24 protein-coding genes are annotated in these 26,823 nt (G+C 40.4%); 10 read left to right on the forward strand and 14 right to left on the reverse strand.

The features are described from left to right. Positions 1 to 33 precede the first annotated feature (33 nt). Genes AC27JL_RS03315 through AC27JL_RS03350 form a run of 8 tightly spaced genes read right to left on the reverse strand, consistent with a single transcriptional unit; the run spans position 34 to position 8,275 of the window. Positions 34 to 786: a DUF3379 family protein gene (locus AC27JL_RS03315; protein ID WP_271479990.1), complete on the reverse strand. Its 753-nt coding sequence runs from the start codon at positions 784 to 786 to the stop codon at positions 34 to 36. Further along, positions 786 to 1,343, reverse strand: coding sequence for a sigma-70 family RNA polymerase sigma factor (locus AC27JL_RS03320; RefSeq protein ID WP_021032391.1), 558 nt, complete (start codon positions 1,341 to 1,343; stop codon positions 786 to 788). Before AC27JL_RS03320 ends, AC27JL_RS03315 begins: the two co-directional genes overlap by 1 nt. A 60-nt stretch (positions 1,344 to 1,403) precedes the next feature. After that, positions 1,404 to 3,059: a BatD family protein gene (locus AC27JL_RS03325; RefSeq protein ID WP_487194795.1), complete on the reverse strand. Its 1,656-nt coding sequence runs from the start codon at positions 3,057 to 3,059 to the stop codon at positions 1,404 to 1,406. Continuing rightward, positions 3,053 to 4,954, reverse strand: a complete 1,902-nt coding sequence (locus AC27JL_RS03330) for a vWA domain-containing protein (protein ID WP_487194796.1) — start codon at positions 4,952 to 4,954, stop codon at positions 3,053 to 3,055. The genes AC27JL_RS03325 and AC27JL_RS03330 overlap by 7 nt, the downstream gene beginning before the upstream one ends. Then, on the reverse strand, positions 4,954 to 5,940 hold the full coding sequence (locus AC27JL_RS03335) for a vWA domain-containing protein (RefSeq protein ID WP_039036625.1): 987 nt from the start codon (positions 5,938 to 5,940) through the stop codon (positions 4,954 to 4,956). Before AC27JL_RS03335 ends, AC27JL_RS03330 begins: the two co-directional genes overlap by 1 nt. After that, the gene (locus AC27JL_RS03340) at positions 5,933 to 6,367 is read right to left on the reverse strand and encodes a DUF4381 domain-containing protein (RefSeq protein WP_487194797.1); all 435 of its coding nucleotides are present in this window, start codon (positions 6,365 to 6,367) and stop codon (positions 5,933 to 5,935) included. Before AC27JL_RS03340 ends, AC27JL_RS03335 begins: the two co-directional genes overlap by 8 nt. A 3-nt stretch (positions 6,368 to 6,370) precedes the next feature. Further along, positions 6,371 to 7,315 (reverse strand): DUF58 domain-containing protein, encoded by a 945-nt coding sequence (locus AC27JL_RS03345; RefSeq protein ID WP_487194798.1) that lies wholly within the window; start codon positions 7,313 to 7,315, stop codon positions 6,371 to 6,373. A gap of 3 nt (positions 7,316 to 7,318) precedes the next feature. Next, positions 7,319 to 8,275 (reverse strand): AAA family ATPase, encoded by a 957-nt coding sequence (locus AC27JL_RS03350; protein ID WP_487194799.1) that lies wholly within the window; start codon positions 8,273 to 8,275, stop codon positions 7,319 to 7,321. Between the two features lie 306 nt (positions 8,276 to 8,581). Between AC27JL_RS03350 and fadI the strand changes: the two genes are divergently transcribed. Both fadI and fadJ read left to right on the forward strand, forming a co-directional pair. After that, positions 8,582 to 9,892: an acetyl-CoA C-acyltransferase FadI gene (fadI, locus tag AC27JL_RS03355; protein ID WP_006793342.1), complete on the forward strand. Its 1,311-nt coding sequence runs from the start codon at positions 8,582 to 8,584 to the stop codon at positions 9,890 to 9,892. Beyond that, positions 9,892 to 12,111 (forward strand): fatty acid oxidation complex subunit alpha FadJ, encoded by a 2,220-nt coding sequence (fadJ, locus tag AC27JL_RS03360; protein ID WP_487194800.1) that lies wholly within the window; start codon positions 9,892 to 9,894, stop codon positions 12,109 to 12,111. The genes fadI and fadJ overlap by 1 nt, the downstream gene beginning before the upstream one ends. Before the next feature lie 82 nt (positions 12,112 to 12,193). Here the strand turns inward: fadJ and AC27JL_RS03365 are convergent, their stop codons facing one another. Further along, complete coding sequence (locus tag AC27JL_RS03365) at positions 12,194 to 12,589, reverse strand: MmcQ/YjbR family DNA-binding protein (RefSeq protein ID WP_006793344.1); 396 nt, start codon at positions 12,587 to 12,589, stop codon at positions 12,194 to 12,196. A 192-nt stretch (positions 12,590 to 12,781) separates the two neighbouring features. On the opposite strand from AC27JL_RS03365, the gene efpL reads away from it, so the two are divergent. Continuing rightward, positions 12,782 to 13,354 (forward strand): elongation factor P-like protein EfpL, encoded by a 573-nt coding sequence (gene efpL, locus AC27JL_RS03370; RefSeq protein WP_006793345.1) that lies wholly within the window; start codon positions 12,782 to 12,784, stop codon positions 13,352 to 13,354. Between the two features lie 403 nt (positions 13,355 to 13,757). Further along, a complete protein-coding gene (locus AC27JL_RS03375) occupies positions 13,758 to 13,952 on the forward strand; it encodes a hypothetical protein (RefSeq protein WP_006793346.1) in 195 nt (64 codons plus the stop codon). Here AC27JL_RS03375 and AC27JL_RS03380 read toward each other — a convergent pair. After that, entirely contained in the window at positions 13,949 to 16,207 is a 2,259-nt protein-coding gene (locus AC27JL_RS03380) for a putative bifunctional diguanylate cyclase/phosphodiesterase (RefSeq protein WP_487194801.1), read from the reverse strand. The two genes, AC27JL_RS03375 and AC27JL_RS03380, sit on opposite strands and share 4 nt — an antisense overlap. A gap of 53 nt (positions 16,208 to 16,260) precedes the next feature. After that, positions 16,261 to 18,984 (reverse strand): insulinase family protein, encoded by a 2,724-nt coding sequence (locus tag AC27JL_RS03385; RefSeq protein WP_487194802.1) that lies wholly within the window; start codon positions 18,982 to 18,984, stop codon positions 16,261 to 16,263. A gap of 190 nt (positions 18,985 to 19,174) precedes the next feature. Here AC27JL_RS03385 and sixA point away from each other — a divergent pair, with 190 nt between their 5' ends. Genes sixA through AC27JL_RS03400 form a run of 3 tightly spaced genes read left to right on the forward strand, consistent with a single transcriptional unit; the run spans position 19,175 to position 20,757 of the window. Next, a complete protein-coding gene (gene sixA / locus AC27JL_RS03390; RefSeq protein WP_033019453.1) occupies positions 19,175 to 19,645 on the forward strand; it encodes a phosphohistidine phosphatase SixA in 471 nt (156 codons plus the stop codon). A 14-nt stretch (positions 19,646 to 19,659) separates the two neighbouring features. After that, a complete protein-coding gene (locus tag AC27JL_RS03395) occupies positions 19,660 to 20,013 on the forward strand; it encodes a RidA family protein (RefSeq protein WP_462673840.1) in 354 nt (117 codons plus the stop codon). Between the two features lie 6 nt (positions 20,014 to 20,019). Then, entirely contained in the window at positions 20,020 to 20,757 is a 738-nt protein-coding gene (locus AC27JL_RS03400) for an SDR family oxidoreductase (protein WP_487194803.1), read from the forward strand. Position 20,758: 1 nt separating this feature from the next. On the opposite strand, the gene AC27JL_RS03405 is transcribed toward AC27JL_RS03400, so the two are convergent. Then, entirely contained in the window at positions 20,759 to 21,688 is a 930-nt protein-coding gene (locus tag AC27JL_RS03405) for an AEC family transporter (protein ID WP_203984219.1), read from the reverse strand. A gap of 27 nt (positions 21,689 to 21,715) precedes the next feature. Continuing rightward, positions 21,716 to 22,273, reverse strand: a complete 558-nt coding sequence (smrB, locus tag AC27JL_RS03410; protein ID WP_006793353.1) for an endonuclease SmrB — start codon at positions 22,271 to 22,273, stop codon at positions 21,716 to 21,718. Positions 22,274 to 22,425: 152 nt separating this feature from the next. Between smrB and prmB the strand changes: the two genes are divergently transcribed. After that, positions 22,426 to 23,361 (forward strand): 50S ribosomal protein L3 N(5)-glutamine methyltransferase, encoded by a 936-nt coding sequence (prmB, locus tag AC27JL_RS03415; protein WP_006793354.1) that lies wholly within the window; start codon positions 22,426 to 22,428, stop codon positions 23,359 to 23,361. 103 nt (positions 23,362 to 23,464) lie between these two features. Continuing rightward, on the forward strand, positions 23,465 to 24,562 hold the full coding sequence (aroC, locus tag AC27JL_RS03420; RefSeq protein WP_006793355.1) for a chorismate synthase: 1,098 nt from the start codon (positions 23,465 to 23,467) through the stop codon (positions 24,560 to 24,562). Positions 24,563 to 24,789: 227 nt separating this feature from the next. Here the strand turns inward: aroC and AC27JL_RS03425 are convergent, their stop codons facing one another. Further along, a complete protein-coding gene (locus AC27JL_RS03425) occupies positions 24,790 to 26,493 on the reverse strand; it encodes a fused MFS/spermidine synthase (RefSeq protein ID WP_487194804.1) in 1,704 nt (567 codons plus the stop codon). 59 nt (positions 26,494 to 26,552) lie between these two features. Between AC27JL_RS03425 and AC27JL_RS03430 the strand changes: the two genes are divergently transcribed. Further along, positions 26,553 to 26,717 (forward strand): hypothetical protein, encoded by a 165-nt coding sequence (locus AC27JL_RS03430; protein WP_487194805.1) that lies wholly within the window; start codon positions 26,553 to 26,555, stop codon positions 26,715 to 26,717. Positions 26,718 to 26,823 lie beyond the last annotated feature (106 nt).

Here is a 26,823-nt window from a genome sequence, read left to right on the forward strand (position 1 = left end):
GTATGTACTAAGCGGTTTTTTATTTACTATGGCTTAGAGCCAGCGAATTGCGCTGGTTACTCGCTCGTTATAGGTATCTAGTGGTGCACCCACACTGGCAACCAAAATGGTATCAGCCTGCGACCCGCGATTGATTTGGCCTTCAAAGCGCTCATCTTGGAAATGATCATTTCCCAAACCAAACGATTTATTTTCTGAAGGTACAATAAATACCGTCATTGGACCAAAGTCCGATTCAAAAATTAAATGTAAGCCTCTTTCCCCTTTAAAATCACAAAACATAGCGTAAGTTATATCGCCAGGAAGCTCATCTATGTGACCACCAAGTACGGCCAGTTTGTCATTGACACTTTGAAGGCTGATAGGGGATTTTTTATCAAGGGCATTTATTTCGTAGTACACATGCGCAAGTGCATGCTCGCCCGCTTCGTGGCCAATATGCTGCTCTGAGCTGAAAAAGAACGCACTCACGGCGACCATGAATGATGCCGCTAAGGCAAGGTGCACACGGTCAAACTTAAAACGCGATTTAGCGTCAACAACATTGGTGCCAGCAGCTTGCTCTTCTTGTAAGGCTTTTTCTTTTAACGATGTATTTAAAATAATACGATCAGCTAAGTTATCAGGCACAGGTATATCGAGTGCATCTTGAAGGTGTTGATCAAATTCTTTCATTTCGGTAATAAAACTTTGTCGCTCAGGGTTGCTCTGGGCAAACTCCATAAGTTCCTTATCTATATCGTTTGGTTGCGCAATAGTGCGGCGACGAAACTCAAGTTCATCCATTATTTTGATGCCCCTTTAAGTTGTTCATCATCACGGCTTAAAGCCTCTTTAAGTTGGTTTCTAGCACGGTATAAACGTGTCATTACCGTGTTTTTATTTAAATCGAGTATGTCGGCAATTTCCTCGCCGGTGCACCCCATTACGACCTGTAATAATAGTGGCTCTCTGTATTCGTCAGATAGCAATCCAATTTGTCGTTGAATAACGGTTTGCTCCATTTCATCATCAAGCGAGTGGCTGGTTTCATCAACTAGCGTATCGTTTTCTACATCACTGTAATCAAACTGTTTACGTTCAAATCGTCGTGCGTTTTCTCTGCGTAAAATAGTCAGTAACCACGGTTTTGCTGCTTTTTGATCGAGTAAAGAATCAAGTGAGCGCCAAGCGCGCAAAAATGTCTCTTGTACTAAATCATCAGCTATGTGCGGATCACGGCACAACCAGTATGCAAAGCGGTAAAGCTCTTTATTATAAACGTGAACTAAGGCTTCATAACGTTTTTGTTTCTCTGCCATATCGATTAAGACCTGATTATTTGATTTTTTATTTCCCAGCATAAGCACTTTTTTACTACTATATTTTTATTTAATGAAAAAAGACTCATACGTAACTTTATTTTAGCTATAAAGGTCTTTTAATACAGTTTGTTGCGAATTTGATGCTTGAGCTTGCTCACTCTCAAGTATTTTTATAATAGCACCAAGGTCACTGTTTGTAGCTTTATTTCCATACAATTGCGCTTGTAATTTAATTACCTCAGTACTCAACTGTGAGTTATTAATCTGTCGGCATAACTCATCAATAGCGCCGGTATCCTGTTTGGTTATTTGTACAGCGTAATTATTTAGCTCATTGTAAAAGGCCTTAACATCACCTGCTTTTTGTATGTTTAACAGCTTTTTTAAACTTGGCTGGCTGCGTGGAGTAGGTAAAGGCTTCACTTTTTCAATGGTATTTATATTAGAACTTGTAAACCAATAAAAAATTACAGTGCCAATCCATAAAATATAACCCAGTACAGCAACAGCAATAAGCCATAGTGGCGTGTAGCTGTGAGCAGTTTGCATTTGGATTGAGGTATCAGCGTCAGCTTTAGTTTCATCAACGGGTATATTATCAATACTTTGCTCTGTATTTACAGGGGTATTAACAACGGTGCTGCTTGGCGTTACAGTAATTTTACGCGCTGGGAGCGTGGCAAAACTAATACGGTTAATTTTAGTATTAAACCAAGGTAATTTAATTTCAGGTAAGGTGTAAGTGCCCGGTGTCTGTGGCAATAATGCATACGATGCAGTTTGTTGCGAAACAACACGCCCATTTCTTACTGCGTTGTTGTTCTCTTTTTGATCAGGGTAGCTACGGATCCCATTTATTGTTGGCATTTCTATATCTGGGAGTTGCTCTTTGGTGACGCCAAGCGCTGTAAGTGTAATTGTACGAGTTATAGGTGTACCGACTTCAATGGTGTCATCACTTGGTTGCCATTCTTCACCAAGGTTCACCAGCTCACTGGGCAACCATGCACCTTTGTAATCACTGGGAATGGGTTTAATTTCTATTTGTTGGTCTTCGCCAATTGCAGACACTTCTAACTGGCGATAATTTTGTTGCACTCGGCCCTGAAATACGGGGGCAGCAATAGTATAAGGACCACTTTTTTGGGGTTGAATCAAATACTCTCGAGTAATAACTAGGTAGCGTTTACCATCAACTAATTCGTAACTTTCTGTCTGTTTACCTAGTTGTGTTAGCTGTGCATCTTCCATGCTAGGTGTACTTAAACTGCCATCAAGTAACTCTTTAGCTAAGTATAGTTTTAGTGTGTAAACGCCTGCTTCTTGCACATAGAGTGAATTGCTAGAAAGTGATGTTTTTACAAAAATGTCGTTATTATTGTCAGCGTTTGCGGCACGTTTTGTCACGGTTAAATCAATTGGCTGCGAGCTTAATCCACTTACCGTAAATGAGGGGATAGTGTACTGCCCCTCGGTGCGGGTCATTAATTTAACGCTCCATGTAGTTTGTTTATTAATGCTACCGTTTATGATGTTAGTTCGCGTACTTAAACTTGTTGGGCCGACTACAAAATCTTTCAGCAGTACAGACGTATCGGGTTGTTCACCTTTCACGTTATCGTCTACTGATATATTGAGCATAAAAAACTCCCCCGCCAAAACAGGGTTTTTATCTACGCTCGCCTGAAGTTTTGTCGCTGCGAACGAGGGGATCGCGCATAGTAGCAATAAACAGCAAAATAATCGCATTACCATGATTTTTCTACTCCTGTAGGGCGGCGTTGATATTGTCTTTTTTGGGCTTCGAGTTGCATTTTATTCCGTAGTAAAATTGCCGGGTCGTCCGGTACTTTTCTGAGTAACTGATTAAGCTGCTGGGCTTTTTCTTTTTCTTCATTTGTAAGCTCACTGGCTTGTGCTTGCATTGCCTGTTGTTGCGCTTTTTGTTTTTGCTCGTCGCTAACGGGTTGCTCACTCATTGCTTGCGATTGGGTCTGTTGCTGGTCAGACTGTTCAGCGTTTTTATTTTCGCTTTGTTCGCTGTGTGGCTGTGCTTGCATATCAGGTTTATTTTGCTCCTCTGATTGCTCACTGGTTTGCCCTTGCTGATCTTCAGATTCTTGCTCTGATTTTTCGCTCGCATCGCTCTGGCTTTGGCTTTCACCTTTTGCTGAGTCGTTTTGCTCATTATTTTTTTGCTCTTGCCCAGATTGTTCGTTATTGGGTTGTTGGTTTTTATCACCTTGTTGCTGGTTTTCTTGATTTTGAGATTCATCACCACTTTGTTCTTGCTGGTTTTGCTGTTCTTGTTGATTCAACAGCTGCTCAACTAAGGCTTGGTTATCTGAGGCTTGACTAAAATCACTTTGCAGCGTTTGAGCTTGCTTATAGGCGTTTATGGCTTCTTCAAGTTTGCCCGCTTTGGCAAGTGCATTGCCATAGTTATAGTAACCTGTGGCGGACTTATCTTGACCAAATGCATCTAAAGCGGCGTTATAATTGCCTTGTTTGTAAAGCGCTGCGCCTTTTAATTGGTTTGACTTCGCGTTAGCGGCTTTGTCGTATTCTTCATTTTTATAGGCGGTGAGAGCCCGTTGGTCTGTATTTTTTAATAGTGTAGGGAGCTCCAATGCATACGCGTTTTGCTGAGGTAAAAAGGTAAGCAACAAAGCCGCGCCTAAGAAGGCAGAGCGCCTGAATAAATACAAACCAAATGGTAACAAGAGCAAAAGCCCGTAAATACCGGCGTCAATGCGCCACAGTGCTTGGCTTTGTGTTTCATCTTTTAATAACTCACTATTAGCCATTGGCGAAAACGTATTTATGTCGCTATTACTTGGTTGATAGCGCGCAAATTTCCCGCCACTGCGCGTTGCTAAGCTTTTTAGTTGTGAAATATTTATAGTAGGGATGACAATTTGACCGTACCGGTCTTTTAAAAAACCACCTTCAGGTAACTTTATAGGCGCACCTTGCTCTGACCCTACACCATAAATGTTGAGTCTAAATGTTGTGTTATTTATAAAGCTTGTTACATCGCTTTGTTCTTCTTGTTCTATACCATCGGTTATTAAAATAATATCGCCATCAATATAACCTGCCTGATTTAATAGCTCTTTTGCCATATCGAGGCCAGCTAAAACATTAGAGCCTTTGTCGGGCATTATGTCGGGGCTTAAGCTTGGAATTAAATTGCTGAGTGTTGTGGCATCATTGGTTAGTGGCGATATGGTATACGCAGTGCCAGCATAAGCAACTAGCGCGGTGTCACCTTCTTTAAAAAGCTCAATCATATCAAGGGATTTAAAACGAGCTTGCGTTAACCTGTTTGGTAAAATGTCGGTGCTGTACATTGAATAAGACATATCCATAACGATGACACGAGCACTTTTGCTTTGAAAAACGGGTACCTGTTTTTTTTCAAAGCTTGGGCCTGCACTGAATAAAACCCCTAAACTGCAAAATACAGCTATCAGCCAAAGTGGTTGGCTGGCTTTTGTGTTGGTATCATTGATGACAAATTGGGCTAAGTGCGGTGCAATTAATTGCACGTCTGTGTTTTTTTTGTGCTTAATTAACGCTACAAAAAATAGGCCAATTGCAGGTATAAGCAGCCATAAAATGGCAGGGCGAATAAATTCAAAATCCATTAGTTTGGCTCCTTTAATGCGCGCAATGTACTTAGCATCACGTTTAAGCTAATTAGTAAAATGGCAATAAGTAGCGGGTAATAAAATAATGAGCTTTGTGGGCGAAAGGTTTTTTCGTCCGCACTAATGGGCTCTAGCTTATCCAGCTCTGCGTAAATCTGTTTGAGGCCCGCTACATCCTTGGCTCTAAAGTAAAGGCCACCGGTATCGTCAGCTATATTTTTTAGTAGGCGCTCATCTAAATTACTTCCGCCTGAGCCACCCATATTAAATAGGCTAAAGCCACGTGGGTTATCAGAGCCGACACCTATGGTATAGACTTTAATGCCCTCTTCGCGGGCGAGTAATAATGCGTCGTCAGGGTTTAAGTTACCCGCGGTATTTTGACCGTCGGTTAATAGCACAACGATTCGGTTACTGTCGTCTTTACTAGCAAAACGTTTCACTGATAAGCCAAGTGCGTCGCCAATAGCTGTCGCGCGTCCAACTAAACCTATTTGTGCTTCGTTAAGCATTTTAGTTACCGTTTTTAAATCGCGCGTTAAAGGTGTTTGTAAAAACGCCGTATCGCCAAACAAAATAAGTCCAAGTCTGTCGCCAGTGCGTTGTTCTATAAAGTCGCTAAGTACTGCTTTTACCATTGTTAAGCGGTCAACATATTGACCATTGTAGGCCATATCCTGTTCGGTCATGGAGCCAGATAAATCCACCGCAAGCATGATATCTCGGCCTTCATTTGGCAACAAAATAGGCTCGTCTAACCACGTGGGGTTAGCAGCTGCGCTGACAAGTAATAACCAAAGTAGCCATTCAAATAACGATAAACGACGTGATCGAGGTTCAATACTTTGATTACTCAAGCTGTGCTGAGCAAACCCCGGAATTCGTAAGCGAGTATTGTTACTACTTGCTGCTGGCTTTAGTAATAAAAGCAGTAAAGGTAACGGAAGGAGCAAAAAAAGCCATGGCCAACTAAATTCAAACATATAGCGGCTCCTTTACTTTAAAGTTTTTGATTGCTTGTCGAAATTTTTTACTTAAATCGACATTGTTATTTTCGCTACTGTATAAGCTTAAAATTTCTTGCTCAGTAAACGTGAGTCCACTGAGTGTATTAAGCGTTTCACACCACTGCTTTGTAGGTTGTGTGGCAAGGTGCTTACCGTAATATTCAACGACCAGGCGTTTTAAAATAATATGTAAATGCTGAGGGTATTGCTCTTGTTGGCTTAATGATACGGCATAACGTTTTGCTTTTTTAAATTGGTACGCTTTATAAATTGCATACACACCGGTTAAAAGCGCAATGCAAAGTAGAGTAATAATAACCCACCAAGCAGGGGCGAGTGGCCACCAATCAACTTGGTTAGGTGCTATTACATCGTGCAGGCCATCGAGTGGATTGGTTTGCATGGTTTATTTTCTCACAAGCTGCAGTTCAAGTGGTTCGGCTGCATTGAACGATATTAAATTAAGACCCGATTTAGTTAAGCGAGTAAGGCGCTTATTGAATGTATCTTCAGCATTTTTAGCAAAGCGCGCTCTAAAGGTATTATCCATTAGTGGCAAAGCAATATCTTGGCCATTTGTACTAACGCTTACAGTATTTTTATAAGCCGGTAATTGATGTTCAAATGGGTCGCTAATATGACACCCAATAAGCTCACAATGGCGGCTAAGTATTTCAAGCTGTTTGAAGCTTGCATCGTCAAGAGAACTAAAATCTGATACCAAATACACTAAGCTCCCCGGCTTTGCCAAATGATTAAGGCGCTTTAGGTTATCACTAAAGTTATTGTGGGCTTTTGCATCTATTCCCCCAAGGGCTTGCTGGTGGTTAGCACATAAATTGTGAGAAAGCTTTAATACGGCTTTTTCTCGCGCGCTGGGTTTGAGCTCTAAATGAGCGTGTTGATTAAATACAATGCCGCCAATTCTGTCGCCACGCTGGCAGGCAGACCATGCAACTAAAGCACTAATGTGCGCAGCTTGCACTGACTTAAGCAGGAGCTTTGAGCCAAATAACATCGAGTTTGAAAAATCGGTAAATACAAAAACAGGGCGTTCTTTTTCTTCTTGAAAAAGTTTTGTATGGGTTTCGCCTGTCCGCGCTGTAACTCGCCAGTCAATTGAACGAATGTCGTCACCTTGCTGGTAATGGCGAACTTCGGCAAATTCCATACCACGGCCTTTATGCGGTGCAAGATATTGCCCTGCTAAAGTATTTTTAATTTTAACCTTAGGAGCAAGCTCAAGCAGTTGCGCTTTGGCTTTGTAATACATCAGCTCTTTTAGTGCTAAATTAACACCGTGGCTATGGCTTTGTTTCAGCCATGCCTGAGGGTCTAATTGTTTATGCATAAATTAAGGTACAGCTACCAGTTCTACAATTCGGCTAATTACTTGATCTTTTGTAATACCATCGGCTTGGGCTTCGTAGCTCAAAATAATGCGATGGCGTAGTACATTATGAACAACCGCTTTTATGTCGTCAGGGGCTACAAAGTCGCGGCCCTGTAACCATGCATGAGCACGTGCACATTTATCGAGCGCGATAGTGGCACGAGGGCTGGCGCCAAATTCAATCCAGCGGCCTAGTTGTTCATCTAATTGCGCGCCTTCTCGCGTAGCAATAATAAGTTGAACCAAATACTGCTCAAGAGGCTCGGCTAAGTACAAACCTAAAATTGCTTGGCGGGCAGCAAATAAATCGCTTTGGCTAATTTTTTGTAAAACAGCTTGTTGCTCTTTTAATGCTTCACCGCGCGTTAGGCGTAAAATGTCTAGCTCGTGCTCGGCGCCCGGGTAACCAATACTTAAATGCAGTAAAAAGCGGTCAAGCTGTGCTTCTGGCAGCGGGTAGGTGCCTTCTTGCTCTAGCGGATTTTGAGTGGCCATTACTAAAAATAAATCGCTAAGCGGATAGGTGTTTTTTCCTACCGTTACTTGGCGCTCAGCCATGGCCTCTAGTAATGCTGACTGTACTTTTGCAGGGGCACGGTTAATTTCATCAGCCAAAATAAGGTTATGAAATAAAGGGCCTTTCTCAAACACAAACTCGCTTGTTTGTTGGCGGTAAATATCGGTGCCAGTTACATCGGCCGGTAATAAATCGGGTGTAAACTGGACACGTTGAAACGAACCTTCAATCCCTTTTGCAAGCGCATTTACAGCGCGTGTTTTTGCAAGCCCTGGTGGGCCTTCAACTAATAAGTGGCCGTCAGCTAAAATAGCAATAAGTAGTGCTTGAGTAAGCTCTGGCTGGCCAATGATTTGTGTATCTAAGTACGTTTTTAATTGTGAAAATGCGTTAGCTGCCATAATAAGTGGACTGTCCTCGTCAGCTGGGTTAGTACCTAAATGGGTTAGGTTGCAAATACTGACCTATTTATAAGGTTTATAATAGGGTAACTCAAGAGTTAGACTGTATTTTTTAAAATAGTTCGTTATTTTTTAACGGTTTTTAGCGTACCACAAATCTTTGTAAATGCGTTTAAAAAAGCCTATTGTGTGATATGTAAACATGACTACTTTGTATAAATTTCAGTTTATCTATTGGCTTTAGCACACGGGTTGTTTAGAATCGAGGAAAACAAACAGGTCAGACCTGTCAGCGGGAGAGCATAAATGTCTGAGCAAAACATACTAAAAACACCAAAGGGTGATCGTATTGCCATTGTAAGTGGCCTTCGTACACCGTTTGCAAAACAAGCAACAGCATTCCACCACGTACCAGCACTTGATATGGGTAAATTAGTGGTTAACGAAATGCTTGAGCGATTAAATTTCGATAAGTCAGAAATCGATCAACTTGTATTTGGTCAAGTAGTACAAATGCCAGAAGCGCCAAATATTGCGCGTGAAATTGTACTTGGTACAGGCATGCCAGTTGGTGTTGATGCTTATTCTGTGTCACGTGCATGTGCTACCAGCTTTCAGGCAATTGCTAACGTGGCTGAGTCTATTATGGCGGGCTCTGTGAGTGTAGGTATTGCCGGTGGTGCCGATTCGTCATCTGTATTACCTATTGGCGTAAGTAAAAAATTGGCCGGTAGCTTAGTTGATTTAAACAAAGCGCGTACTTTAGGGCAACGTTTACAAATTTTTTCAAAGCTGCGCTTAAAAGATTTAATGCCAGTACCGCCTGCAGTTGCAGAGTACTCAACAGGCCTTTCAATGGGGCAAACTGCTGAGCAAATGGCTAAAACACATAATATTAGCCGTGAAGACCAAGATGCATTAGCGCATCGTTCACATTCACTTGCTACCCAAGCATGGGCAGATGGCAAGTTAAAAGATGAAGTAATGACGGCACATTTACCGCCATACAAAAGCTTTATTGAAGAAGATAATAATATTCGTAAAAATTCGACAGTTGAAGGTTACGCAAAACTTAAGCCTGTGTTTGACCGTCAACATGGTTCGGTTACAGCCGCAAATGCAACACCACTTACAGATGGTGCCGCTGCGGTATTAATGATGAACGAAAGTAAAGCACGCGCGCTTGGTTACGAAATTTTGGGTTACGTACGTAGCTTTGCGTTTTCTGCCATTGGTGTGGAGCAAGACATGTTAATGGGTCCTGCGCATTCAACACCTATCGCATTAGACAGAGCTGGTATTACCCTTGCTGATTTAGATTTAATTGAAATGCATGAGGCATTTGCATCGCAAGCCCTTGCGAACATGAAGATGTTTGCTTCAGATAAGTTTGCGCAAGAAAAGCTAGGTCGTAGCAAAGCAATTGGCGAAATTAACATGGATAAGTTTAACGTGAATGGCGGCTCGCTTGCATATGGTCACCCATTTGCAGCAACAGGTGCTCGCTTAATTACACAAAGCTTAAACGAGCTTAAACGTCGTGGTGGCGGTTTAGCATTAACAACAGCATGTGCTGCTGGTGGTTTAGGTGCAGCCTTTGTATTGGAGAGCGCGTAATGACAGATTCAGTATTTAATTTAGCGGTAGACGAAAATAAAATTGCCGTTGTAACGATTGACGTGCCGGGTGAAAAAATGAATACCCTGCGTGACTCGTTTGCAGACGATTTAAAAGCCTTACTTACGCAAGCACAAGAACATGCTGTTAAAGGCATGGTTTTTATCAGCGGTAAAAGCGATAACTTTATTGCGGGCGCTGACGTAAAAATGCTTGATAGCGTAGAAAAACGTGAAGATGCACTTGCTATTAGCGAGCTGTGTCATCAAGCTTTTTTTGATATGAAAAAACTACCATACACTACAGTAAGTGCCATTCATGGCGCTGCGCTTGGTGGTGGTTTAGAGTTTGCTTTAGCGTGTGATTACCGTGTTGGTACAGATAGCGATTTAACTAAAATTGGCTTACCTGAGGTTCAACTAGGTTTATTACCTGGTGGCGGTGGTACGCAGCGTTTAACTAAAATAGTGGGTATTCAAAAAGCACTTGAATGGATGCTAACTGGTAAGCAAATTCGTCCTAAGCAGGCAAAAAAAGCCGGTGTTTTAGATGATTGCGTACCGCAAAGCGTACTTTTAAAAGTAGCAAAAGAGTTTGCTGCTAAGAAAAAGCCTCAAGCTAAAGAGCCAAAGCTCGATAAAGTAAGCAAGCTATTAGAGTCAAACCCATTTGGTCGTAACTTTATCTTTAAAAAAGCAAAAGAAAACGTACTGAAAAAAACGGGCGGCCATTACCCAGCGCCATTGGCTATTATAAAAGCAGTACGAGCGAGCGTTGAGCTTGATGAGCTTAAAGCATATAAAACCGAAGCAGAAGGGTTTGCAACGCTTGTTATGAGTGAGCAATCTAAAGCGCTTCGTGGTTTATTTTTTGCAACCACCGAAATGAAAAAAGAGTGGCGCAACGATGACGCGCCAGCAGTGACTAAAACTGCCGTATTAGGTGGCGGGCTGATGGGCGCTGGTATTGCCCATGTAAGTGCTGTAAAAGCGAAAGTGCCTGTTCGTATTAAAGATGTCGCAGAGCAAGGCATTAGCAATGCGATGAACTACACCTACAAAATTCTTGATAAGCGCCTTAAGCGCCGCATCATGTCTAAAGCAGATATGCAGTTAACAATGAACCGTATCACCGGTACAACTGACTACAGTGGCTTTAAACACATTGATTTAGTTATTGAAGCGGTATTTGAAGACTTAGCACTTAAGCAAGGTATGGTTGTAGACGTAGAACAGCAATGCCAAGAGAATACAATTTTTGCGAGTAATACGTCATCGTTGCCTATTTCTCAGATTGCGGCAAATGCTACACGTCCTGAAAACGTAATTGGCTTGCATTATTTCTCTCCGGTAGAAAAAATGCCACTGGTTGAAATTATTCCGCACGAAGGCACGTCTCAAGAGACAATCGCACGTGTTGTTAATTTTGCGCGTAAGCAGGGTAAAACGCCAATTGTTGTTAAAGATATGGCTGGTTTTTACGTAAACCGCATACTTGCACCTTACTTAAATGAAGCGGCTAACTTAATGCTTGCTGGTGAGCCAATTGAAAAAATTGATGCAGCACTTGTAGAGTTTGGTTTCCCAGTAGGTCCGCTTGCATTACTTGACGAAGTAGGTATTGATATTGGCTCTAAGATCGCACCTATCCTTGAAAAAGAATTGGGAGAGCGCTTTAAAGGACCTGATGCCTTTTCACGCATGATTGATTCAAAACGCCTTGGCCGTAAAACGGGTCGTGGTTTTTATGATTACGAGAAAAAAGGCAAAAAAGTTGACGAGTCAGTTTACGAGTTGCTGGGTGTAACGCCTAATTCACGTTTAAACAAAAATGAAATTGCTCAGCGTTGTGTAGCGCAAATGCTTAATGAAGCTGCGCGTTGTTTAGATGAGGGCATTATTGCAAGCCCACGTGATGGTGATATTGGCGCTATTTTTGGTATTGGCTTCCCGCCATTCCTAGGTGGTCCATTTAGCTACATGGATAAATTCGGTACGAGCAAAGTAAGTTCGGATATGTCTACGCTTGCTAATAGCAACGCTATATTTGCACCCTGTGAGTCGTTAGTATCAATGGCTGAGTCAGGTGAAACGTTTTATGGCGAAAAGCCAACACAAGACGAAACCGTTGCTGAAGTAGTAAAGCTAGAAACATCAGAGCAAGAAGCAGACGTTGTGCCTGAAGAGCAATCAGACGTTGCTAAAGATGACACTAAATAACGTTTAACACGTATTAAAAAACCGCATTTATATGCGGTTTTTTTGTGTCCTAACTAGGCCAAGTAACAGGCTTATAAGTAGCTTAATCAGCATTTAAATGTTGCGCTATCATGTTACGGTCTTTTTCAGGCATGTTTTCCACGACTAAATTAAACGAATTATCAATCATGCGTTCAATTTCACCTTGGGGGATTGAGCCGTCTAAAATAACCGTATTCCATAAACGCTTATTCATATGATAGCCGGGGATAACCGCGGGGAAAATATCGCGTAACGAAAGTGCCTCGTCGGGATCGCACTTTAAATTAAGCCACCAAATTACTTCACCGTTTTCGTTTGTTTCACCATCGTTACCAACAGCAAGCGTGGCGAACATTTTATGATTCACTTTATAGACATCAACCTCTTGAGCAAATGGTTTTGTAACCAACACAAGCGGCTTTTTGATTAAATACTCATGTACTTTTATTTGATCCATGATCCATTCCTTGAAGTCATACTAGGTAGATACACCATAGCAGTTTTTTAATGAATTGATTATATGTATTTTAGTATAAATATAGATTTTACAAGTCAATACAAGGTATAAGCCGTTTTAGCTCACTTTATTGTTGAACAAAGTTCAGTTCATGGTATGTTTCTGGCAATCAAAAAATAATAGGATTTACACATGCCAAAGGCGAGTGAAGTAAAAAAAGGCACAGCTATTGAGTTTAATGGTCGTGTATTAGTAGTAAAAGATATTGTGCGCTCGGTTCCTCAAGGCCGTGCTGGTGGAAGCTTATACCGTATGCGTTTATACGATGTAGTAACCGGTGGCAAGGTTGATGAAACGTTTAAAGACAGCGATATGCTAACGCTTGCTGACTTAATTCGTCGTGAGGCTATGCTGTCGTACATAGATGGCGACGAATACGTGTTTATGGATAGCGAAGACTACACGCCGTATAACTTGAATAAAGATGCCATTAGCGAAGAAATTTTGTTTATCAATGAAGAAACCCAAGGGGTGCACGTTATTGTCATTGATGGAGCGCCAGTAGGGCTTGATTTACCTTCAAGCGTTGAGCTTGTTGTAGAAGAAACTGATCCATCTATTAAGGGCGCTTCAGCCAGTGCTCGTTCAAAACCAGCACGCATGTCTACTGGTTTGAATATATCTGTTCCTGAGCATATTTCAACGGGCGATCGCATTCGTATCAATACGGTTGAAAACAAATTTATGGGGCGTGCTGAAAAGTAGCGCTCATCAAATTATTAATTAAATTAAAAAGCTGCGGTTTAGCTAGGGTCTGTTAATCCTTCAAGGTTAAATTTGCAGCTGTCTGTTTGGTATGTAGTTAAGGCAGAGCCTATGTAGTGTGGTTATTCCCCATCAACTGGCGATAACGTCGCATTAATACTAAACAGCTGCAGCCAAAAGGGTTCTTCCTATGGGCTATCGACTCTTTGTTACTCAGTTTTTACTTAATCTACTAGGTTACAAACCTCGCGCCGCGATTAAATAGCCGCTGATTTGAACAAAATTTAATCCCAAAGATCAACAGCCCTAAATACGCTGCCTTTTTGTTAAAGGTGAATTGCTTTAAATTTAATCGAAGAAACGCTAAACTGCGCGCCAATTTAATTAGATAAGGTATGTGGTTTTGTGGTTTGTTTTACTTAGCAGTTTGTTTATCCCGCTTATGTACTTAGACACAATACAAAAAGGCATGCCCGTAAAGCGCTGGCTTTTACTCAGTGCGCTGCTTGGCCCCTTGGCTTGGTTTTTATTTAACGTTCATTACAGGCGAGCCTGGTTGAGATATGTCGGTGTTAATACCTGCATGTGGCGCGCTTAGCTTATAGACGCCACATTACTTTTTTTAGAGCTAATTAAGCTTGGCGTTGCTTTACTTTGTTGTTGTTTTAAAAAATCAGTAAATTCGTCTTTAGATAACGGCTTTGAGTAATAATAACCTTGTACCGTTTCGCAATTAAGCGTTTTTAAAATGTCTATTTGATGTGCTTGTTCTACGCCTTCGGCAACAACATGCAAGTCAAGGTTGTGAGCAATCGTGACGATTGAATCGACCATATTTCGGCCGCGCTCGTTTTTCATATCATCAATAAACGCTTTGTCAACTTTTAGTGTATTTAGCGGAAACTGTTTTAAATAAGCCAAAGAAGAATACCCAGTACCAAAGTCGTCCATGGCTAAATGAATACCTCGGGCGCTTAACGAGCGCATAATATTAATGGCTTCGTTTGGATCATCCATTACTGTGCCTTCAGTGATCTCTAATTCTAAAAAGTACGATGGCAAAGCATTTTTTTGCAAAATAATATCAATACGCGACGTTAAATCAGGAAGGCTAAATTGTTTAGCAGACAAGTTAACAGCAACGCGCCCATTAAACAGTCCATCGTCCAGCCATTTTTTTACATCGCGACAGGCTTTGTTTAGAACAACTTCACCAATATCTATTATTTGACCTGTTTCTTCAGCAATAGGGATAAATACGCCCGGACTTATTATTCCTTTTTTAGGAGTAATAAAGCGGACTAACGCTTCCATGCCTGTTAACTTGCCCGTGCGTATATTCATTTTTGGCTGATAGTAGACTTCAAAGTGATCTTCTTTCAAACCAAAGCGCATTAGGTTTTCAATTTGTAAGCGTTTAACTGCTTGGCGGTTCATAGTGTCGTTAAAAAACAGGTAACTGTTACCTTTCTTTTTAGCATGATACATTGCGGTATCGGCATTTTTAAGTAGTACCTCGGGTGTGTTTCCATCTTCAGGAAACAACACAATACCAACGCTTGAGGTAATAGCCAGCTCGTGCCCTGCCATTTTAAATGGGGTGGAAATAGCCGCTAAAAACTGTTTTGCAGTGCGAGTTATTACATGAAGGTCGTTCGTATTTGACATTACAAGTGCAAATTCATCGCCTCCCAAGCGATAAAATACATCGTTTTCGCGGGTGAGTTTATTTAATCGCATAGCAAGTTTTGCCAGTAAACTATCACCTAGTTGATGACCTAATGAGTCGTTTATTTTTTTAAAGTTATCTAAATCAAAAACAAGTAATGCATGGTGAGCGTCTTGCTGAACCAGTTTATGTAAGTTAGTAAAAAATAAATTACGGTTAGGCAGGCTTGTGGTGCGATCTCGATTTGATAAATTATGCAGCTGCGATTCTGCTTTTTTTCGCTCTGTTAAATCGGAATAAACAACCACGTAGTTAGTAATTTGATTTTGCTCGTTTTTAATTTCATCAATTGATATTTCTATTGGCAGCAATACACGCTCATTATTGCGCAGTTTAATTTCTTGCTGAATATGCTCAGTTTGGCGCACTACATCGATAATGTTTTCAACGTAACTTGTATCGTATCCAGGCAAATTAAAATCTTTATTTAGGTATTGTTCGCGCATACCACCAAATAACGTTAAAAAACTGGGATTTATATCGACTAATTTAAAGTTCTTATCGTAAATTGCCAGCGCATCAGTAAACGACTCAACACATTTAGCAAACAGATTTAATCGTTCTTCGGTTGATTTTAACTGTGAAATATCGCGAACAGTGCCTGTCATTCTGAGCGGGGCTAGATTTGCATCTTTTTCGATAACCTTGCCGCGGTCAAGCACCCAATGCCACTTGCCAAATGTATCTTTGACCCGGTATGTGGCTTCAAAAAAAACGCTTTGCTCTGCAAAATGTTTTTTTAGTAGATGCTCAACATGAGGAATATCTTGTGGGTGTATAAGTCCTTTATTTGGTGGGAAACCCATAATAGTGGGGGAGTTCATCATGTATTTATCGTTAATACGAATAACTTCGCCTGTTTTTATATTCCAATCCCACAAGGTGTCACCACTGCCTTCAACGGTACTTTTTAAACGTTTTTCAGAGAGGCGAAGTTGGCGACGAGAGCGCCTAAGCTTGTATATAACAAATAATAGGTATGGCAAAGCGAGCGCAATAATAGCGCTCGACAATAACAGCAGAGTGTCTGAATTGTATTTAAATGAAGACTCAAAGGCGTAAGTATCAAACGAGTAAGCAAGTAATACAGCGAATAGGTTTAGTTTTATTGTTTTTATTATCATTTTTTATTACTACTAATTTACTAATGACAATTTAAAACAAGGACATTCAAGAGTCAAAGAGAATGCGAGTAAACCGGTGTTTTTTGAGATTTATTAACTTTAGCGTTACTTAAAAGCTCGTATCTTGGCCTATCTTCATCAAAAAGTACCAGAGCATAATCTTTAATTTCTTGTAGAGTCAGCATGTTAAGTGCACAAAGCAATCGTTTTTGCATATCAAAATTATGATCTCTGTTACCTATGGCAAGCCATAAGCGTTGTGATCGCAAACGTAAGTTTTTATCTTTTTCTGCAATATGCGTTTTTAAACCATGCTTTTGTTGCTGCCAGCTATGCTCGTCTAGCTCATTGATATTACTTAAATATTGATTCACAAAGTGAGTATGGCGATGTAGCAATGTTTTTGAGTCAAATTTAGGGGACTGTATATAAAAAGCAATGCCTGCCCGGGTGTTAAAAGGCGCGTAACCCGCACCAACCAAATAACCTAATTGTTGTGTTGTGCGCAACTCGTTAAAGTAGTCTTGGTTCATTAAATGATTTAACGCCATCATTTTAACTTTTTCGTTCACGTCATTGGTTTGTGCCTGGTAATACACAACCATGGCATGATCGTTACACGGTAACTCAATTTCATAACGTGTTGCTTTTTTTATTTCAAATAAAGGGCGTCTTAAATCGTCGATAGTTGTGGCATTCTGCAAATGTGCAGCCACCTTTTTTTGAAATTCTAAAGCATGATTTTCTTGCCAGTTGCCATGTAAAAAAGATTCCACATGTAACGCCTGAAAAAAGTCTTGTCTAAATTCATTAAATTGCTGAAAACTTGTTGCTTTTAACGCGTCTGCTAAATCGTTAGGCTGTGGATTCCAAGGCATTAGTTTTGCACCTAAAATACTAAACAACTCACTAACAGGTTTGTTTTGGTTGCTGTTACGCCAATGCCTAACAAGTTGTTTTTTATACTCGGCAAAGCGCTTTGCACATATATCTACATTAAATAACGCATCTAAAAGTTCATCGACGAGTTCTAATTGGCTCGATGATAACCCTGCAGTATGTAGTGTAAGTCCCCCTTGGTGGGAGGTTAAATGATAACTTAAACCAGCCAGTTCTGCTGGGTAAAACTGCTCGCCAACACTATCCATAAATAAATCGGTAAATAAGCGTGTTAGCGCCATGTGCTTTACGTCTTTTACCGCAAAGTCAGAGTCCATAGCTAAATAAAAATGACCTTTCGCTACTCTAAATGTGTTGTCTTGTTTAAACCAAAAATCAAACCCAGGTTCTTTTACTAAAAGTGTGGGTTGCTCTTGGGGCTTTTCTATTTCGAAAAGCTCAACCTCTTTAGTGAGATATGGGTTTGCAGTGGGTAGGTACATATCTTTAAGTGGTTTATTGATATCACTAAGGGCATCAAGCCAACTAGGTGATACTTTTTCTACTTTATAGGGTGTGTTGTACCACGCAGTTTTATGCTCGGGTTCTACGTCAGGGTGAATGAGTACAATACGCATATTGTTAGGTTTTAACCATTGCATCGCCATTTCGTGCGTTGCTTTATTAAAGCCTTCCATTAGGTAGTCACCTTGTACATAGTTGCATTCGTCATAATGCTGCATATTGATGCTCAAACTACTTACCCAATCAATAAGTCGTGATTTTTCTTGGTTATCAAACGCAATTTGTAAAAGATTTTTTTTGTCTTGATATAAGCGGGGCAGCTTTTCTGTGTTGGCATTAATTAAACATATGTACTCAAAAAGCATTTCGATAATATCTTCAAAATATTCTATACCCTCATCGGTAAGCGCCATGCTGACATTAAAATCTTTAAAGTTACTGCCGTTAATGCCCCCTCCCGCTGAAAGGGCATTTATCCAACCTTGCTCTTTTAAAATAGAATACAGTGAGCCTTGTCCTTCATAACCGAGTATATGTGCAATAAAACTTACGGTTTTATGTCGGTAAAAGTCATCAATATTAGGCATTGCGAAACTAACGATTAGTTTTTGCATGTGTTTGTGTGGCTCTATATGTAAAATTTTCCCTAGGTCTTGTTTTCGATAAAGTGGCTCGCTGATCTCAGGTTTTACAGATGCTTTATTTCCTAAAATTTGGCTAAAGTGAGCTTTTACCCAAGTTTGAAGAGTGTCTAGCTTTTCGTTTGCACATACAACTAATGTCATCCATTGTGCTTGGTAATGCTCATTAAAAAAGTCACAAAGTTCGTCGCTAATGCAGCGTTCTCTGTCTGCGAGTGTTTGCAGGTTACCAACAGAAAACTTAGCGAAAGGATGCGCAGGGTTAACCGTTTCTTTATGGGCCTGATAAATGCGGCGGGCATCGTCCTTAATTTTTAATTTAAATTCTGCATCTATGGCATTACGTTCTTTTTCTGTCTCATTAGCACTTAACAGTGGGGCAATAAAAAAGCGGCTAAATTGTAGTAATGCGTGTTCAAACTCTTGATTGTTTATATCAAAAAAGTAGCAGCTGTGTTCTGTACCGGTCCATGCATTTGTGTTTCCGCCTGATTGAGAAACAAAATTATTAAAGCTTCCAGAGTCTGGAAATTGGTCTGTGCCTAAAAAAAGCATGTGCTCTAAAAAGTGAGCAAGACCTTGCCTATCAGCAGGATCGTCAAAGTGGCCCGCATTTACAGCCATTGATGCTGCAGCCTTTGTTGAATCTTTATCTTGCACAAGCAATACTTTTAGACCATTGTCCAGTGTAAGGGCGCGATATGCTCTATTATCATTGCGGCTGATATTCAAATGGTGCTCCTGAAACTAAACGTTTACTTGATAACAACAGAGGATAACTTCAGGGCAGCAAGGGTGTGCTAAAAGATTTACCTGAATGTCGTGAAAGAACTATTTTAGAAAAAATAAGTTTATGTTGTTAATATAGCTGACAAGTGAGCAAACTGGCTACTGTTTATATTCTTTAATCGGTTGATTTTTTATGAAAACAATCTTAATAATGCGCCACGGCGAAGCTGCACCTATGCAGGCCGATGATGCGGCAAGAAATTTAACCCAAGTGGGTCATTTAGAAGCAAAAAAAATGGGGCAGTGGCTTGCCAATACGCAAAAACCGGATGCATTGTTAGTTAGCCCTTACGTACGAGCTCAACAAACAGCAAACGGGGTCGCTGAAAGCATCACGTTTAAATATAGCGAAACGTGTGCCGATATTACCCCGGAAGGCAAACCGCATGTTGCAGCTGATTACCTTGAAACACTCATCCAAATGCACCCCGAGTGTAATAGCTGGTTAATTGTAGCGCATATGCCAATAGTGAGCTATTTGGTTGATCAGCTTTGCCCAGGAAACATGCCTATATTTAATACAGGCGCTGTGGCTGTCATTCATTACAACGAAAATACGAATCGTAGCGAATATATAAATATAAACGCTCCTGCCGATTTATAAATTAAGAGACTAATATGACCATTGAACGTCTTCAAACCGGTGCGCGAATGAGCCGCATTGTAAAGCACAACGGTACTGTGTATTTGTGTGGACAGGTATGCGCTGATGCTGAAAAGGGAATAACAGAGCAAACACAAACCATGCTCGATAAAGTAGAAGCATTGCTAGATGAGGCAGGTAGCTCAAAAAAGCATATGTTAAGCGCAACAATTTATGTAAAAAGTATGGAATATTTTGCCGACATGAATGCTGTGTGGGATGCATGGGTACCAGAAGGTTATGCACCGGCACGCGCCTGTGTAGAAGCTAAAATGGCGCGCGGTGCGCTATTGGTCGAAATTTCGGTAGTGGCAGCGCTAAAGGACTAATTTTGTATGAACAAAGCGCGGGTGGTACTTATAACCGGTTCTAGCCGAGGTATAGGGGCAGCCACCGCTGTTTATTTTGCGCGCCACGGATATGATGTATGTATTAACTATAAGACCCATTTAACTCAAGCAGAATACGTTGCCGATAGAGTAAGAAGTTATGGTGTACGAGCCGAACTAGTAAGGGCCGATGTATCTCAAGAGAGCGATGTTAACGATTTATTTTCACGTATAGATAAAGTATTTGGCCGGCTCGACGTGCTTGTAAATAATGCCGGTGTGCTTAAACCTCAAATGCCGCTGCTAAACATGGACGCAAAGCGAATTAACGAATTACTCACTACAAACATTACCAGCACATTTATATGTAGCCGAGAAGCCATAAAGCGTATGTTGCCCGGTAGCAGTATTGTTAATGTGTCATCGGTAGCGGCTAAAACAGGTTCACCTAATGAATACATTGATTATGCAGCGACAAAGGGCGCTATTGATACATTGACCATTGGTCTCGCCAAAGAGGTTGCTTGTAAAGGCGTGCGCGTTAATTGTGTTAGGCCAGGCCTTATTTACACTGATATGCACACAGATGGTGGTGAAGAGGGGCGGGTAGAACGGCTTAAAAGTAATCTTCCTCTACGTAGGGGTGGGCAACCTGAAGAAGTGGCTGCTGCAATATACTTTTTAGCCTCAGACTCTGCTTCATTTACTACAGGCACTTTTATTGATGTAGCTGGTGGCTTATAAATTAAAGTAAAACCGCTAACCAAAACGTTAAACTCACTACACTTAAAATAGTAGATAGCACCACCGCTCCTGCAAGCGTTGCTTCATGTTGTTTAATTTGACTCGCTATTAAATAGGCGTTTACGCCAACAGGTGAGGCACTTAATAAAACTAGTACGGTTAGTATTTGCGGGTCGAGCTTAAATATATACGACCCAATAAATAGTACGCCTACCGGCAATATAATAATTTTTAAAATCGAGGCAATTAAAGCAGGTTGCCAGTTTGCTGCTATTTTATAAAACGCTAGGTTTGCGCCCAATACAAATAGCGCACAGGCTATTGCAGGGGTTGCTAATAATGCCAAACTGTCCGTTAAGTTTTTAAATAATACAATGCCCGAGACGTTAATGATTAAGCCACAACCAATACTTAAAACAATAGGGTTAAGCACCATGCTTTTGCCAAACTGTGACCACGAGAACGAACTGCTATTGCCCTTTGCCCCAATTAAATAGGTCAGTGCAAATAATAAAGTGCTGTGAAAGGTGATGATCATAAAAGCAATGGCTATTTTCTCTTTGCCCAGCGATGCAATAATGATAGGAATACCTACCAACACCATGTTTGAGTAACTAGCCGCAAGACCAAATACGCCGTGTTTTTGGTAATTTTTACTATTATTTTTATTCAAATAAAATCGGTCGACTAAAATACCTAATCCAAAAATACACAATACCGGGATATAAAAACTTAAAAATGCAGAAAGACTAATGCTTTGCTTTAAGTCTATTTGCGACATATTCAATAATAAAAAAGCCGGCAAACTTATGTAAAAAGTAAATTTACTCAGCCCTGTAATGTGCTGTTTGTTAAAAAAAGAAAGCCGGCAACAGCCATAACCCAATGCGACAATGAATATAAGTGGAAAAATAATAGAAACAATATGCACGTAATTACTTCCTAGTAATATGTTGGGTTAGCGTCTAAATTCATCGCTTTGTGGTAAGTTTATCAAAATAAGTACCGCGCCTTTACCACCGTATTCAAGTGGCGCTTGATGCATTGCAATTACGTCTGGGTGCTGAACTAGGTACTGAGGAATTTTATGTTTAAGTATGCCACCACCAATTCCGTGCACAACACACGCACAATAATAATGTTGTTTTTTACATTCGTGAATGAGTCCTGCTAATTCATCTTTAGCAATTTCTTTGTTTAAGCCATGCAAATCAAGGGTTAAATCAGGTGCAAAGTCGCCTCGTCGTAATTGCTTGGGTAAATAAGTGTCGTGCCCTTCTTTTACATAATGGACAGTGCCGTGGGTGTCTATATCGGGAATATATTCATCTGAGAAATAAAATTCAGATTGAGCCTGCTTTTTTTGCTGGGCAAATTGCTTTGCTTGTGACACCTTAGGCTTTGTATCAAAACGATGAGTATCTTGTTTAAATACTTTAGCGCCTGTGATCGTTTGGCGAAATAAGTCTATGTCGTCATTGCTTAGGGACGATGGTGATGGAGAGTCTTTTTTCATAACAATTACCTAAACAAAAAAACGTAAAAACGCAGCGCAAAAGGCGGTACAATACTTAAATGAGAGGCAATTGTAATTTGCTAAGCCAATATAGGCAATGCAATCGTCTTAAAGACTCAAAACAGTCAGTAAGCTAATACAGGTAAAAATATATGAGCGATTTACAAATTGAAGAAGCAACACTCGAAGAAGCTGTTGCAGAACTGTCAACTTTACATGACTGGTTACGTTGGACTACAAGCCAATTTGCAAGTAGTAGTATATTTTTTGGACACGGAACAGATAACGCGTGGGATGAAGCTGTGAGCCTGCTTTTACCAGCGCTTAGCTTACCCGTTGATGCACCAAAAGAATTAATGCATGCGCGTTTAACAAGTACAGAAAAAAACCGACTAGCGAGTCTTATTGCTGAGCGTATAAACGACTGCACTCCAGTTCCTTATTTAACTAACATTGCATGGTTTGCAGGTATGCCGTTTTACGTAGATGAACGTGTACTAATTCCTCGTTCACCATTTGCAGAACTTATTAGCAATCGTTTTACGCCTTGGCTTGTTGAGCCAAACTCGGTAAATCGTATTTTAGATTTATGTACAGGGTCAGGTTGTATAGCCATCGCACTTGCACAAGCATTTGAGCAAGCGCAAGTAGATGCTGTTGATATTTCGTATGAAGCGCTTGAAGTAACTGATATCAACATTAATGATTATATGTTAAGTGATCGAGTACTGCCTATTCAATCAGATGTATTTAGTGGCGTAGAGGGCCAAAAGTACGACTTAATTGTGGCTAATCCACCGTATGTGGATGCTGAAGACATGGCAGACTTACCGCGTGAATTTCACCATGAGCCAGAGCTAGGCCTTGCATCAGGGCACGATGGTCTTGATGTAACGCGTACTATTTTAAGCGAAGCCAGCAATCATCTAACCGATAACGGTTTGTTATTTGTAGAAGTGGGGAACTCTATGGTACATATGGATGCTTTATATCCAAATGCGCCATTTGAATGGATTGAGTTTGAGCAAGGTGGGTTAGGCGTATTTGTTATTAGCAAAAAACAGCTAGATGAGTATTTTTCAAAATAACACGACTTGCTTTAGGTTAATATGAACTAACTTAAACGCGAGTGAATACATGGCTGGGCATATTAGCCCAGCTAATGGTCGTCATTAGGAATGAGGAAAGTTAATGGCAGGTAATAGCATTGGACAGTTATTTAAAGTGTCCACTTTTGGAGAGAGCCATGGCGTTGCTTTAGGCGGCGTTGTTGACGGCACTCCCGCAGGTCTTGAATTAACAGAGGCCGACTTACAAATAGATTTAGATCGCCGCAAACCAGGCCAAAGCCGATACACCACGCAGCGCCGCGAGAGCGATCAAATAAAAATTTTAGCAGGCGTTTTTGAAGGTAAAACAACGGGTACAAGTATTGGTTTATTAATCGAAAATACCGATCAACGTTCACAAGATTACGGCAAAATTAAAGACGTGTTTCGACCTGGCCATGGTGATTACAGCTATTGGCACAAATATGGCCTTCGTGATTATCGTGGAGGTGGCCGCTCGTCTGCACGTGAAACCGCTATTCGGGTTGCAGCTGGCGCCATTGCTAAAAAATATCTAAAGCAATTTCATGGTATTGAAGTAAAAGCATGTTTAAGCCAACTAGGTCCTATTAAAGCAGAAAGTTACGATTGGGATGAAGTTGAAAACAACTTGTTCTTTTTTCCTGATGTAAGCAAGCTAGAAGCGCTCGATGAATACATGCGTGACCTAAAAAAACAAGGTGACTCAGTAGGCGCTAAAGTAAAAGTGGTGGCTAGCAACGTACCGGTAGGATTAGGCGAGCCTGTATTTGATAGGTTAGATGCTGAAATTGCGCATTCACTAATGAGTATTAATGCCGTTAAAGGTGTAGAAATTGGCGATGGCTTTGACGTTGTTGAACAAAAAGGCTCAGAGCATCGTGATGAGTTAACCCCTGAGGGTTTTACATCTAACCATGCTGGTGGTGTGCTTGCAGGTATCTCTACAGGGCAAGACATAGTAGCGTCTATTGCGTTAAAACCGACGTCAAGTATTACTATCCCTGGTAAGAGCATTAATACAAGCAATGAAGCGGTTGAGATGATCACCAAAGGTCGTCACGATCCGTGTGTGGGCATTCGAGCAATACCTATTGCTGAGGCTATGATGGCTATTACATTAATGGACCATTTACTGCGCCAGCGCGGGCAAAACCCGCATGTAAACCACGAGCACGGGCCAATTAATGGTTCAGTTTGACTCATTGTTTTTAAATTAATTTTTTAAGCGTAATAAAGCACGATTTAATACCGTGCTTTTTTATGTTTATTTTTCTTATAAATTTTATATTGGTTTACTCAATATTGCAGCGCTAGGTAACTGAATTAAATCCAGAAATCTATAGTCCTGTGAAAGTTTAAGTAGGTATTGATTTATTTGAATAAAGAACACCTATAATACTTTGGGGCGAAGTCCCATTTTTCGGTTTAAAATTTTATTAGGGGTAATGAGCTATTTTTTTGATCCGTCCAGTGTACTAACTGAGAGTCTGGGTAGAATTTGATTGGCGATAACTCACTGATTTCAACAGTATCTAAAAACCGTTGGTTGCTGGTTAATACAACCCATTCAGAGTCTAATGCAGTTAATTTATTTGCACTGTGCTTAAACTTTATTAATGCTTTATCAAAGTAAGTACTATGCGCTTGGATCACTGGTAGTAAATCTATATGATTATTTGATATATGGATGATTAAAATACCGTTTTCACTTAATCGTTGCCAGTACAGCTCAAACGCTTCTTGAGTTAATAGATGGGTGGGAATGACGTCACTTGAAAATGCATCTATGACTAATGCATTCATTAAGGGTGCATTACTTTTAAACTCGTTTGCTAATGCGACTCTGCCATCACCAATGGTGACATTTACTTTAGCAGGGCTGTTTTTAAGGTAATCAAAATATGTATTTGCCATAGTGTATACCGCGGGGTTTAGCTCATAGAAATGCACTGAATCGTGCTTGTCAGCGAGACTAGCCAACACTCCAGCACCTAACCCTACCACGCCCATGTTGAGCTTTTCTTGGCTTTTAAGTATTGCGAGCGATTTAGCAACGCCTGTGTGCTGATTATAATAACTGCTAGCGAGTGCATCTTGACCATGCAAAGGCTGCGAGCCATGTATTGTGGTGCCATCAATTAAGCGCCTTTGTGCAAGCTCGGGAGTATTGATATCTTTTACTGTGAGGTAACCATAAAAATTTCTCTGCGATGCAACGTTATATTGATTAAAACTAGAATAAAGAACTAAATAGCAGCCACACCACAGAGCTGTCGTACCGATTAAAAGCGTATTTATTTTTTTAAATTGAGTCAGATGAGTGTAACTAATAAGAATTAGCAGCACTGCTAAAGCGACGATATACTCGGTGATTTGTTCAAACAGCAGTGGAGCAAATAACGTTGTAAATAAACTGCCAAGTGCGCCACCTAAAGCAATATATAGATAAAAGTGTGTTAGTAATGTACTTTGTGGTGCGAGTTGCCTCAGTTCCCCATGGCAAATCATGCAGCCACTCAATAGTATAAAGCTATAAATAACAATTTGTGCAATTGCATTAAACTGACTTCCTAAGAAGTACATTATTAGACCTGCAAATGCGCTGAATATAAAAGCATATACCCAAACAGAACGGTTATAGTTATTTTTATTGGCAAACGTATAACTAAAACTACCTAAATAAATAGCAAGCGGCACCACCCATACAAGTGGCATAGGTGGGATATTAGTACTGATCATTTGCGTAGTCGCAATTAGCATTATTGAGCTTGTTGCGGATAAAATAATCCAAAGCACATTTGGTTTTTTGAGAATGGTTTGAACGTGTGGTAGTGATGAGTTACTTACTTTGCTGCTCTTGCTTAAGAGTTTATAAGCTAAACAGATTAATAGCATGCAGTAGGTAAGCAGCCCTATTTGCCAGTAATGTTTTTGTTGTGGCAGTGAAAAAAACACTTCAAATACGATTGGGTAGCTTATTAAGGCTAATAAAGAGCCAAGGTTAGAAACCGAATACCAATGATAGGGCACGGTATTTTTACCATGCTCAATGTACCATCGTTGCATAAGCACACTAGTTGCGCTCAGTAACATAAACACTAAGCCAATTTGATTTAGTAAGTTTGCCATTACGGACCAGTTAGGAGCTAAGTTTAAATTAACATGGACCTTGTTTAGGCTAATTAAGCTTGCTAAAACAACAAGCGAAAGATGGATTAGCATTTGTTTTTTTAAAGGATAACGACTTAAAAAATGTGCATAAAAGTAGCCAAGTAATAAAACAGTTTGATAAAAAAACAGACTGGCTGACCACACCGATGCGCCGCCTCCAAATCGCGGTAACAGCTCTTTAGATAGCATAGGTTGAATTTGAAATAGTAAAAAGGCGCTAACAAAAATGGTTAAAATAAATATGATACGAAGCATGGATTTTAATTATTAATGAATCATGTGAGCAGC

The organism is Pseudoalteromonas sp. 4NS20-0020, from assembly GCF_057554385.1.

What these genes read in the sequence shown, in the direction of transcription:
- AC27JL_RS03315 (WP_271479990.1), bottom strand. Translation starts at nt 786, where the DNA reads ATGGATGAACTTGAGTTTCGTCGCCGCACTATTGCGCAACCAAACGAT.
- AC27JL_RS03320 (WP_021032391.1), bottom strand. Translation starts at nt 1,343, where the DNA reads ATGCTGGGAAATAAAAAATCAAATAATCAGGTCTTAATCGATATGGCA.
- AC27JL_RS03325 (WP_487194795.1), bottom strand. Translation starts at nt 3,059, where the DNA reads ATGGTAATGCGATTATTTTGCTGTTTATTGCTACTATGCGCGATCCCC.
- AC27JL_RS03330 (WP_487194796.1), bottom strand. Translation starts at nt 4,954, where the DNA reads ATGGATTTTGAATTTATTCGCCCTGCCATTTTATGGCTGCTTATACCT.
- AC27JL_RS03335 (WP_039036625.1), bottom strand. Translation starts at nt 5,940, where the DNA reads ATGTTTGAATTTAGTTGGCCATGGCTTTTTTTGCTCCTTCCGTTACCT.
- AC27JL_RS03340 (WP_487194797.1), bottom strand. Translation starts at nt 6,367, where the DNA reads ATGCAAACCAATCCACTCGATGGCCTGCACGATGTAATAGCACCTAAC.
- AC27JL_RS03345 (WP_487194798.1), bottom strand. Translation starts at nt 7,315, where the DNA reads ATGCATAAACAATTAGACCCTCAGGCATGGCTGAAACAAAGCCATAGC.
- AC27JL_RS03350 (WP_487194799.1), bottom strand. Translation starts at nt 8,275, where the DNA reads ATGGCAGCTAACGCATTTTCACAATTAAAAACGTACTTAGATACACAA.
- fadI (WP_006793342.1), top strand. Translation starts at nt 8,582, where the DNA reads ATGTCTGAGCAAAACATACTAAAAACACCAAAGGGTGATCGTATTGCC.
- fadJ (WP_487194800.1), top strand. Translation starts at nt 9,892, where the DNA reads ATGACAGATTCAGTATTTAATTTAGCGGTAGACGAAAATAAAATTGCC.
- AC27JL_RS03365 (WP_006793344.1), bottom strand. Translation starts at nt 12,589, where the DNA reads ATGGATCAAATAAAAGTACATGAGTATTTAATCAAAAAGCCGCTTGTG.
- efpL (WP_006793345.1), top strand. Translation starts at nt 12,782, where the DNA reads ATGCCAAAGGCGAGTGAAGTAAAAAAAGGCACAGCTATTGAGTTTAAT.
- AC27JL_RS03380 (WP_487194801.1), bottom strand. Translation starts at nt 16,207, where the DNA reads ATGATAATAAAAACAATAAAACTAAACCTATTCGCTGTATTACTTGCT.
- sixA (WP_033019453.1), top strand. Translation starts at nt 19,175, where the DNA reads ATGAAAACAATCTTAATAATGCGCCACGGCGAAGCTGCACCTATGCAG.
- AC27JL_RS03395 (WP_462673840.1), top strand. Translation starts at nt 19,660, where the DNA reads ATGACCATTGAACGTCTTCAAACCGGTGCGCGAATGAGCCGCATTGTA.
- AC27JL_RS03400 (WP_487194803.1), top strand. Translation starts at nt 20,020, where the DNA reads ATGAACAAAGCGCGGGTGGTACTTATAACCGGTTCTAGCCGAGGTATA.
- smrB (WP_006793353.1), bottom strand. Translation starts at nt 22,273, where the DNA reads ATGAAAAAAGACTCTCCATCACCATCGTCCCTAAGCAATGACGACATA.
- prmB (WP_006793354.1), top strand. Translation starts at nt 22,426, where the DNA reads ATGAGCGATTTACAAATTGAAGAAGCAACACTCGAAGAAGCTGTTGCA.
- aroC (WP_006793355.1), top strand. Translation starts at nt 23,465, where the DNA reads ATGGCAGGTAATAGCATTGGACAGTTATTTAAAGTGTCCACTTTTGGA.
- AC27JL_RS03425 (WP_487194804.1), bottom strand. Translation starts at nt 26,493, where the DNA reads ATGGCAAACTTACTAAATCAAATTGGCTTAGTGTTTATGTTACTGAGC.